Genomic DNA, 10,692 nt, shown 5'->3' on the forward strand with positions numbered 1-10,692 from the left:
AAGAGCATGCAAAAGCATGCTCTTTTTTTGATGAGAAATTACTCAGATACGATAGTAACGAGAACTTCTGCAACAACATCATGATGCAATTGGATTGCGATGTTGAATTCACCAGTGTGACGAAGCGCGCCATTCGGTAAACGAACTTCTGCACGGTCAACTGTAAGACCAGCATTCGTTAAAGCGTCAGCGATGTCACGAGTACCGATAGAACCGAAGAGTTTACCTTCGTCACCAGCTTTAGCAGTGATAACGATGTTAACTTCATTCAATTGTTCAGCACGTGCTTGAGCAGCAGCTAAAATTTCAGCTTCTTGCTTTTCAAGTTCAGCGCGACGAGCTTCGAAAGCAGCAGTGTTAGCTTCAGTAGCTGCAACTGCTTTACCTTGAGGGATAAGGAAGTTACGGCCGTAACCAGCTTTAACTGATACTTTATCGCCTAATTTACCAAGGTTTTTAATGCGTTGTAATAAGATAACGTCCACAGATCACCTCACTTATGGTTGTCAGTGTACGGAATCAAAGACAAATAGCGAGCTTGTTTGATAGCAAGTGCTAATTGACGTTGATAACGAGCTTTAGTACCAGTGATACGGCTAGGAACAATCTTGCCGTTTTCAGTGATGTACTGTTTTAAAGTGTCGATATCTTTGTAGTCGATGTACACAACATTCTCAGCTGTAAAGCGGCAGAACTTGCGACGACGGTAAAAACGTGCCATTGATGTTCTCCTTATTCAGCTTCGTGAGTAACTTGCTGTGCTTCTTCGCGTTGAGCTTTACGCGCACGCTTTTCTTCAGCACTTTTAGCAAGCAATGACTCTTCAGTGATTGCGTGTTCACGACGGATGATAAGGTTACGAATGATCGCGTCATTATAACGGAATAATTCTTCTAACTCATCAAGTGTAGTTTGACCACACTCAACATTCATAAGAATGTAGTGTGCTTTGTGAATTTTGTTAATTGGGTAAGCCAATTGACGACGGCCCCAATCTTCTAAACGGTGAATTTGACCTTCAGCTTCTTTGATCTGAGAGATATAGCGTTCAACCATACCTACAACTTGATCGCTTTGATCTGGGTGTACTAAAAGTACGATTTCGTAATGACGCATTGTCAGCTCCTTACGGTTTGAACAGCCCCTAATAAATAAAAAATTAGAAGCAAGGAGTCATAACTTAATAAGTTATGTCGCAAAATTTGCGAAGGCTGAATTATAGGTAAAAATTCGACTAAAAACAAATTTTTTGATGAGAAAAGTAAAATTTCTTTACTATAAGGAGGAAATCCTCCCTTATTTAAAAGAGAGGAAGATTTGGAGCAGGGGATTGATAGGTAAAGCTAAAGCTCAAACTTAACAAGGTAATTAATATGACCGAGTAAAGGAAAAAACGTTTAGCCCAAAGTTGGTCATTTTCAGCTTTGAATCCAATAATTGATAAATATAACCAATATGCTGTTAATGCATTAAAGGTTACCAGGAAAAATATATTGGTATAGCCAAAACAATATAAACCATTCAATACGGCTGCAAACAACAGAATATAAATGACACACTCTACTTTCGTGCGATAAATAGAACGTGCAACTGGCAGAATGGGGATTCCCGCATTTTTGTAATCGTCAAAACGATAAATAGCAATTGCCCATGAATGTGGCATTTGCCATAGCGCATAAGCCAAAAACAAAAGTAAGGCGGCTACATCAAAATGATGAGTTACTGCTGTATAACCAATAACAGGAGGACTCGCTCCGGAAATACTACCAATTACGGTTTGATGGATTGAGGTGCGTTTTGTCCACAAACTATAAAAACCGACATAGACAATAAAACCAATTATTGCAAACAAGAAAGCGTAAGCATTTACACCGAACCACAAAATACTAAAACCGATAAATCCCAGAACAAATGCATATATAAGTGCAACAGTAGGAGAGATGGTTTTTTTGACCAATGCACGGTTTTGCGTGCGCTGCATTTTGATATCGATATCTTGGTCTATAACATTATTTACAACACAACCAGAAGCTACAACTAAAGTTGTTCCAAGTAAGGTGAGTAGTAATAATAAGATGTCTATAGAGCCTTGGGCGGCTAAGAAAAAGCCGCCCAAGGTGGTAATGAAATTACCGAAGAGAATTCCTGGTTTAGTCAGGAATAGATATTTTTTCAACATGACAATCAGTTTAGATCATCATATTGTAGTGAAGGTAATTCATAATCCACACAGAACCGATTAAAAGTACAGCGATACATAAGATTGTGTAGATGAATGCAATCATATTCCAGCGTTGTTCAGATGATGTATTCATGTGTAGGAAGTACACAAGCTGTACAAGAACCTGAGCAACAGCAGTGATTGCAATTACTGTAACTAAGATGCCACGACTGAAACCACCAGCCATCACCATCCCGAACGGGATGATGGTGAGGATAACAGAAAGGATAAATCCAACAGTGTATTGCTTAAAGTTACCGTGTGACGCACCTGCAGCATTATGGTCATGACTACTCATTAGAGAACTCCCAGTAAGTAAACGACGCTGAATACACAGATCCAAACGATGTCAAGGAAGTGCCAGAACAAGCTTAAGCAAGCTAGACGACGTGTATTCGGTAATGTCAAACCTTTAGTTTTGATTTGATACATCAAGACCAACATCCACACTAAACCAGAAGTTACGTGGATACCGTGTGTACCAACCAAAGTAAAGAACGATGATAAGAATGCACTGTGAGTTGGACCATGACCTTCATGTACAAGGTGATGGAACTCATAAAGTTCCATTCCAATGAACGTTGCACCAAAAAGGAATGTAATAAATAACCAAGTGATTACTTGATTTACATTCTTTTTATAAGATGCAAGTACAGCAAAACCGAAAGTTACCGATGAAATCAATAAGGCAAATGTTTCAGTTAACACGTAACCTAATGAGTCATGGAACAGGTCATATGCACTTGGAGTTCCTGGTGGAATATGACTGCTTAATACAGCGAACGCAATGAAGAGTGATCCGAAAAGAATCAAGTCACTCATCAAGTATGTCCAGAAACCAAAGACCGTTAAGTCGGTATCATCATGTTCATGATGACCATCGTGGCCGTGGTTGTCGTGATGAAGTACTTCAGCCATTTCCTTAGTCCTTCTTCAAGTGTTTTTCAAGTAAAGCATAGCGTTCGTTTTCAATACGCTCAACTTCAGCAGCCGGAACATAGTAATCAACATTCTTAGTGAATGAGCTTACGATCAAGCTAACAACAGCTGAAACGAATGAAACAACAACAAGCCACCAAATATGCCAGATGAGTGCAAAGCCAAGGATCGTAATGAACATTGCAATGACAAAACCAGCAGCACGATCAGTCGGCATGTGGATGTCTTCATATTTAGTATTACGTGCGTATGCTACACCATTTTCTTTGTCAGTCCAGAAACGGTCAATACCGCTTGCATCTGGTTCATGCGCAAAGTTATAGAACGGAGCAGGGGAAGAAGTCGCCCATTCAAGCGTACGTGCATCCCATGGATCGCCTGTAAGGTCCATGTTGTCTTTGCGTTGTAAGAAACCAACAATGATTTGCATTAAGAAACATGCAATACCAATCGCAACGAGAACAGCACCAAATAATGCAATTGCAAGGTAAGGATCCCATTCTGGGTTGTCATATGTATTCAAACGACGAGTCATACCCATGAAACCAAGGATATAAAGTGGCATGAATGCAAAATAGAAACCGAAGAACCAGAACCAGAACGCAGCTTTACCCCATGCTTCATTGAGCTTCCAACCAAACATTTTTGGCCAGTAGTAAATGATGCCGGCAAACATACCAAACACCACACCACCGATAATTACGTTATGGAAGTGAGCGATCAAGAATAATGAGTTGTGTACAAGGAAGTCCGCAGGTGGAACAGCCATAAGTACACCAGTTAAACCACCGATACCAAATGTTATAAGGAAGCCAAGCGTCCACAACATTGGAGTAGTAAAGGTGATGCGACCTTTATACATGGTGAATAACCAAGAGAAGATTTTCACACCAGTAGGAATCGCAATAACCATGGTCATGATACCGAAGAACGCGTTAACGTTCGCACCAGCACCCATGGTAAAGAAGTGGTGAAGCCATACAACGAACGCAAGAACAGTAATCGCGATAGTTGCATACACCATAGACTTGTAACCGAACAACGCTTTACGAGAGAAGGTTGCAACGATTTCTGAGTATAGACCAAATGCTGGTAATACTAAGATATATACTTCAGGGTGACCCCATGTCCAGATCAAGTTCACATAAAGCATTGGGCTACCGCCAAGCTCATTTGTGAAGAAATGGAAGCCGAAGTAACGGTCTAGAGTTAACATTGCAAGTGTACCTGTTAATACAGGGAACGATGCAATGATTAATACAGCCGTACAAAGTGAAGTCCACGTAAAAATAGGCATATCCATCAATTTCATGCCAGGTGCACGCATTTTGATGATGGTAACGAAGAAGTTAACACCAGATAAAAGCGTACCTAGACCAGAAACCTGAAGTGCCCAGATATAGTAGTCAACACCTACACCAGGAGAATATTGAATGCCAGACAGAGGAGGGTAAGCCATCCAACCAGTCGCAGCAAATTCACCTAATACAAGTGAAAGCATCATCAAACCAGCAGCACCAGCGAATAACCAGAAGCTTAACGAGTTCAATAATGGGAATGCAACGTCACGAGCACCAATCTGTAAAGGTACCGAGATGTTCATCATACCAACAACGAGACCCATTGCTACGAAGAAGATCATGATTACACCGTGTGCGGTGAAGATCTGGTCGTAATGGTCTGGATGTAGATAACCTTCGCCGCCGCCTTTAGCGAGGAAAAGTTGTAGACGCATCATAATTGCATCGGCGAAACCACGCAAAAGCATGACCACAGATACAAGAATGTACATGATACCAATTTTTTTATGGTCTACCGTAATAAACCACTCATTCCACAAATATCCCCATTTTTTGAAATAGGTGATACCGCCAAGCACAACAATTGCACCAAGTGCCATAAGGACCATGGTGACAAGCACGATTGGCTCTGTCGGGATAGAGTCCCAACCCAGTTTACCAAAAATCATATCCATGTCTTATTCCCCTTGAGCAGCGTGTTCAGCTGTTGCATGCGCAGCAGAGTGGTCAACACCATGATAGTTACTCATATAATGGTTGATAATTGTTTCAAACAATTTTGGTTCAACTGAAGAGTAATAAGTCACAGGGTGTGGCTTAGTCGGGAACGGTTTCATAGCTTCAGCTTTAGCAAGCGCTTCTTCGTCACCAGCAGCTTTAGCACGATTTACTAAATGCTCGATTTGGTGCTTAGAACGATCGCCATCACGTAAGGTTGCTAATTCAGCTTGGTCAAGCGTAGTTTTTTGAACTGCTTCTGGATTAATAGTAGAACCATTACCCGCTTTTACAGCTGCTACCCATTCGTTGAATTGTTGCTCTGTAACACTATGCGCCTTGAAACGCATTTGAGAGAAACCATAACCTGAGTAGTTAGAAGAGAAACCACGATATACGCCAGTTTCATTTGCTAACAAATGAAGGTGAGTTTGCATACCTGCCATTGCATAAATCTGGCCGCCTAACTGTGGAATGAAGAATGAGTTCATTGTAAAGTTAGAGGTGATTTTAAAGCTTAACGGAGTTTTTTCAGGGAAACGTACTTCGTTAACTGTTGCAATGTTTTGTTCAGGATAAATGAAGATCCACTTAAACTGTTCAGCAACAACTTGAATAGTTAAAGGAGCTTTATCTGATTCTAAAGGACGGTATGGGTCATACTTGTGGGAACCCCACCAAGTTAACCAAGCTAAAATACCAATAATAATGACAGGGATACCCCATACTACAACTTCAATTGTAGTTGAGTGTGCCCATGTAGGTTTATAGTCTGCATCTTTATTTGACGCGCGATATTTCCAACCAAACCATAATGCCATGATGATTGAAGGAATCACCACAAGTAACATTAAATAGATCGCAGTCATCATAAGGTCACTTTGACCTTGACCAACTGGACCTTTAGAGTTTAGAAGTACCATATCACCACCACACCCAGTCAAAAGTGCGGCAAGCGTTGATAAAGACAATACAGCTAAAATCGTTTGTCTCATTTTACAACCTCGGTGAAGAGTCCCATTCCCTAATTAAATATGGGATAGCGATTAAAGTGTCGCATGATTGAGAACGCTAATCCTTAAATTTAGACTTCTCAATTATATGACACCGCTACGTTGTAGGGCATTATGCCTCATATCGACAAACTAAGCTATACATAAAGTAGCCTGAAATAATTGTTTTAAAACCCGATTTTTTTTGTAGGGTATCTAATCTCTATAGAGCTTTTATTTAAATATCAACTCTCTATAGAAAAAAGGAGGCGGGGTGCCTCCTTTTTTTTTAGACCTTAAATGAATGAGTCATTCGCTATCATTTGATCACTTTTGTTCTTGCAATTTTGTCATGTAGCGCTTGTCGCTTTTGCCCTAATGCAAAAGCATAGTCAATAATTGTACTAATAGGCATAAACAGCAAGTTGAGTATGATGAAAACAATGCTTCTTAATAAGAAGATGCGAGTTAAATTAACTTTACCATTGCTCTCGGCATCTACGATTTTAATTCCAACAATTTTCTTACCTATACTTTGCCCATATTTTGTTAAAAGAAAGGCTTGAATTGCAAGCATGATTACGACGTAAACAAGCATAGAATGCCAAGCTTCAATAGGAATTAAAGTAAAAAGTTGATGTTGTAGCTCTGCTGCTTTAGTTGAAGCAACTTCAGTTGATTGCATTTGTTTTTGCAACTCAAATAATTGCTTATACTGAGATTCATTAAAGAAAAAAGAAGGAATCGCAGCTATTGGTAACCAAAGTAATAAATCAATAATTTTTGCCAAAGCTCGAGATTGAATAGAGGCAAGTTCGTGAATTTTAGGCTCTACACGAATTTGACGAATCGTTTCATTAGGTGAGCTGTTGGTGTTTATGACAGGTGCAGAATAACCGATAGGTTGATATACAAGTTTACCTTGGGTTAATTCTCCTAAAGCTTTCCATTCTGTCATGCCTTCATGCCAAGCTAAATCAGTTAACAAAATTTGTTGGCTAGCCAACATTTGATTTACTTGCTCTAAGGTGTAAGGCCCAGCTTGTTGATTATTACGTGCCAAGTAAATTTGCATAAATAAAAATTCTCTGTTCTAAAGATGAAAAAAGACCCACGGATGGGCCTTTTTTTATAACATATTAGATTTGTTTGATTTTTTCTTCAGCAAGGAAGAACCATGTATCTAAAACTGAGTCTGGGTTAAGAGAAACAGACTCAATACCTTGTTCCATTAACCACTTTGCAAGATCAGGATGATCTGAAGGACCTTGACCACAGATACCTACATATTTACCCGCTTTACGGCAGGCATGGATTGCCATTGAAAGAAGTGCTTTAACTGCTGCATCACGTTCATCGAATAGGTGTGAAACAATACCTGAGTCACGGTCAAGACCTAGTGTTAACTGAGTTAAATCATTCGAACCAATAGAGAAACCATCGAAATGCTCTAGGAATTGTTCAGCTAATAGGGCGTTAGTTGGTAATTCACACATCATGATTACTTTTAAGCCGTTCTCACCACGTCTCAAACCATTTTGTGCTAGTAACTCAATAACGCGTTTTGCTTCAGATACAGTACGTACAAAAGGAATCATGATTTGAATATTGGTTAGACCCATTTCATCACGAGCTTTCTTAAGTGCACGGCATTCTAATTCAAAACAGTCACGGAAGTTATCAGATACATAACGGCTTGCACCGCGGAAGCCGAGCATTGGATTTTCTTCTTCAGGCTCGTATAACTTACCGCCGATCAAGTTTGCATATTCATTTGATTTGAAGTCAGACATACGAACAATAACTGGCTTGTCACCGAATGCAGCAGCAAGAGTCGCAATACCTTCAACCAATTTTTCAACATAGAAATCTACAGGTGAAGCATAACCAGCAGTACGAGTCAGAACTGCAGCACGAGTTTCACGAGGTAGGCTATCAATGTTGAGCAGGGCTTTAGGGTGTACGCCGATCATACGGTTAATAATGAACTCAAGACGAGCAAGACCAATACCTTCATTTGGAATTTGAGCAAAGTCAAACGCGCGGTCAGGGTTACCTACGTTCATCATAATTTTGAACGAAAGCTTAGGCATAGATTCAATTGAATTACGTTGAACTTCGAAATCTAAAGCGCCTTCGTAGATGAAGCCAGTATCACCTTCAGCACAAGAAACAGTTACTTCTTGACCATCAGTCAATACTTCAGTTGCGTTACCACAGCCTACAATAGCGGGTACACCAAGTTCACGTGCAATAATTGCTGCGTGACATGTACGACCACCACGGTTAGTAATAATTGCCGCGGCACGTTTCATTACCGGTTCCCAATCAGGGTCGGTCATATCTGATACAAGAACATCGCCTTCTTGAACTTTGTCCATTTCTTTAATTGAGCTAATGATGCGGACTTTACCAGAACCAATACGTTGACCAATTGAACGACCTTCACAAAGAACAGTACCTCTTTGTTTAAGAAGATAGCGCTCCATTGTGCCTACATTTTGACGACTTTTTACCGTTTCAGGACGAGCTTGAACAATATAAATTTGACCATCATCGCCATCTTTCGCCCATTCGATATCCATTGGCGCACCGTAGTGCTGCTCAATAATAAGCGCTTGTTTAGCTAGTTCTTGTAACTCATGATCATTTAAAGCAAATTGTTGGCGCTCTTGTTTCTCAACATCAACAACGACAACAGATTTACCAGCAGAACCTTCTTCACCATAAATCATTTTCTGGTGTTTTGAACCAAGGTTGCGGCGTAAAACTGAATGTCTACCAGCATTTAATAGTGGTTTAGATAAGTAAAATTCATCTGGGTTAACTGCACCCTGTACAACCATTTCACCTAAACCATAAGATGCGGTAATAAATACAACTTCACGGAAACCAGACTCGGTATCAAGTGTAAACATTACACCCGCAGCGCCAGTTTCAGAACGAACCATACGCTGAACGCCTGCAGAAAGTGCAACGACGTCATGGTCAAAACCTTGATGTACACGGTAAGAAATTGCACGGTCATTATATAAAGAAGCAAATACTTCTTTAATCGCAATAAGAACGTTATCAATACCGCGAATATTCAAGAAAGTTTCTTGCTGACCTGCGAATGAAGCATCTGGTAAATCTTCAGCAGTTGCAGATGAACGAACGGCAACCGCGATTTCTGGATTGCCGTTAGAAAGTGTTGTAAAAGCGGCGCGAATTTCTTGTTCTAGGCTTGCAGTGAGTGGAGTCTCTACAATCCATTGACGAATTTTAGCACCTGTTTCTGCAAGAGCATTTACATCATCAACATTGAGTTGAGCAAGTTCTGCTTGAATTCGAGCGTTAAGACCGCTTTGATCTAAGAACTCACGATAGGCATCAGCAGTAGTTGCAAAACCGCCTGGTACCGATACACCAGCATTTGATAAATGACTGATCATTTCACCCAAAGATGAGTTTTTCCCACCTACGAGTTCGACATCGTGTTTCCCTAATTTTTCTAGACCGATTACGCGCGCTTCCAAAGTTTTCACTCCACTTTTGCAGTATTAATGTCTATCTTGGCATGAAATTATAAAAATAAAGTGCTTAGTTGAGAATTATACTAAGCGACAGTCATGTAAGATCAGTTTACTATAAAGATTATATAGTACTAAGACAAATGTTTAAGGAGAATTTTAATGTCAGAAAGTAAACAATTTAAGCGAAGCGTTTTTTTTATTTCTGATGGAACTGCAATTACTGCAGAGACTCTTGGACATTCGTTATTAGCACAATTTCCCAATGTAGATTTTGATATTCATATCATGCCGTATATTGCAACCGAAGAGGCTGCAATGGAGATTGTAGTCGAGATTAATCGATGTCAAACCAAAGATGGTTGTCTGCCTTTAGTATTTGATACTTTAGTTGATCCGCATGTGCGAGAAATCATTAATACTGCTAAAGCAGTTAATCTTGATGTATTTGAAGGTTTAATCAGTAAATTAGAACAAGAACTAGGTACGCCACCCACCACATTAGTTGGACAGACACATGCCGTGACTGATTCTGAGTCTTATAAGGCCCGTATTGATGCTGTTCATTTTGCGCTTGATAATGATGATGGAGCGCGTACTCGCCATTATGATAAAGCCGATTTAATCTTAATTGGAGTTTCTCGTTCGGGGAAAACGCCGACCTCTATTTACTTATCGCTTCAATTCGGTATCCGTGTTGCAAACTATCCATTAACAGAAGAAGATTTGGATGATAACCGTTTACCTGCAGTACTAAGACCACATCGTAGTAAATTGTTTGGTTTAATGATTGATGCTGAGCGATTAGTTGCGATTCGTAGTGAGCGTAAAGCTAATAGTCGGTATGCAAGTTTTAGTCAATGCCAAATGGAACTTAGAGCAATTGAAGGAATCTATATTTCAGAAGGCATTAAATATTTGAACGTGACTGAAATGTCGATTGAAGAAATTTCAACGCGTGTTTTGCAGATGACAGGATTAAAACGTCGTATTGGTTAATTTAATCAACT

At 39.9% G+C, this 10,692-nt stretch carries 11 protein-coding genes; 1 reads left to right on the plus strand and 10 read right to left on the minus strand.

Annotated features, from left to right (window positions below):
- Positions 1-38 precede the first annotated feature (38 nt).
- The 10 genes from rplI to ppsA all read right to left on the minus strand — a co-directional run bounded on the left by rplI (position 39) and on the right by ppsA (position 9,697).
- On the minus strand, positions 39-485 hold the full coding sequence (gene rplI / locus RMB13_RS05295) for a 50S ribosomal protein L9 (protein WP_004700828.1): 447 nt from the start codon (positions 483-485) through the stop codon (positions 39-41).
- 8 nt (positions 486-493) lie between these two features.
- Positions 494-721 carry a 30S ribosomal protein S18 gene (rpsR, locus tag RMB13_RS05300; RefSeq protein ID WP_004791454.1) on the minus strand — a complete coding sequence of 76 codons (228 nt, stop codon included), beginning with the start codon at positions 719-721 and terminating at the stop codon, positions 494-496.
- An 11-nt stretch (positions 722-732) separates the two neighbouring features.
- On the minus strand, positions 733-1,116 hold the full coding sequence (gene rpsF, locus RMB13_RS05305; protein WP_003652481.1) for a 30S ribosomal protein S6: 384 nt from the start codon (positions 1,114-1,116) through the stop codon (positions 733-735).
- 184 nt (positions 1,117-1,300) lie between these two features.
- Positions 1,301-2,179 (minus strand): heme o synthase, encoded by an 879-nt coding sequence (cyoE, locus tag RMB13_RS05310; protein ID WP_005039591.1) that lies wholly within the window; start codon positions 2,177-2,179, stop codon positions 1,301-1,303.
- A gap of 10 nt (positions 2,180-2,189) precedes the next feature.
- Positions 2,190-2,519 (minus strand): cytochrome o ubiquinol oxidase subunit IV, encoded by a 330-nt coding sequence (locus tag RMB13_RS05315; protein ID WP_005039594.1) that lies wholly within the window; start codon positions 2,517-2,519, stop codon positions 2,190-2,192.
- Positions 2,519-3,139 (minus strand): cytochrome o ubiquinol oxidase subunit III, encoded by a 621-nt coding sequence (gene cyoC, locus RMB13_RS05320; protein WP_004643324.1) that lies wholly within the window; start codon positions 3,137-3,139, stop codon positions 2,519-2,521. Before cyoC ends, RMB13_RS05315 begins: the two co-directional genes overlap by 1 nt.
- Positions 3,140-3,143: 4 nt before the next feature.
- Positions 3,144-5,135, minus strand: coding sequence for a cytochrome o ubiquinol oxidase subunit I (cyoB, locus tag RMB13_RS05325; protein WP_003652474.1), 1,992 nt, complete (start codon positions 5,133-5,135; stop codon positions 3,144-3,146).
- A gap of 3 nt (positions 5,136-5,138) precedes the next feature.
- The gene (gene cyoA, locus RMB13_RS05330) at positions 5,139-6,173 is read right to left on the minus strand and encodes a ubiquinol oxidase subunit II (RefSeq protein WP_004643323.1); all 1,035 of its coding nucleotides are present in this window, start codon (positions 6,171-6,173) and stop codon (positions 5,139-5,141) included.
- 316 nt (positions 6,174-6,489) lie between these two features.
- On the minus strand, positions 6,490-7,245 hold the full coding sequence (locus tag RMB13_RS05335; RefSeq protein WP_198079875.1) for an RDD family protein: 756 nt from the start codon (positions 7,243-7,245) through the stop codon (positions 6,490-6,492).
- 64 nt (positions 7,246-7,309) lie between these two features.
- On the minus strand, positions 7,310-9,697 hold the full coding sequence (ppsA, locus tag RMB13_RS05340; RefSeq protein ID WP_171066174.1) for a phosphoenolpyruvate synthase: 2,388 nt from the start codon (positions 9,695-9,697) through the stop codon (positions 7,310-7,312).
- A gap of 147 nt (positions 9,698-9,844) precedes the next feature.
- On the opposite strand from ppsA, the gene RMB13_RS05345 reads away from it, so the two are divergent.
- Positions 9,845-10,681, plus strand: a complete 837-nt coding sequence (locus RMB13_RS05345; protein ID WP_005039604.1) for a pyruvate, water dikinase regulatory protein — start codon at positions 9,845-9,847, stop codon at positions 10,679-10,681.
- The last annotated feature ends 11 nt before the right edge of the window (positions 10,682-10,692 follow it).

The sequence above is a fragment of the Acinetobacter sp. V102_4 genome, assembly GCF_031799005.1.
Lineage (GTDB): Bacteria > Pseudomonadota > Gammaproteobacteria > Pseudomonadales > Moraxellaceae > Acinetobacter > Acinetobacter calcoaceticus.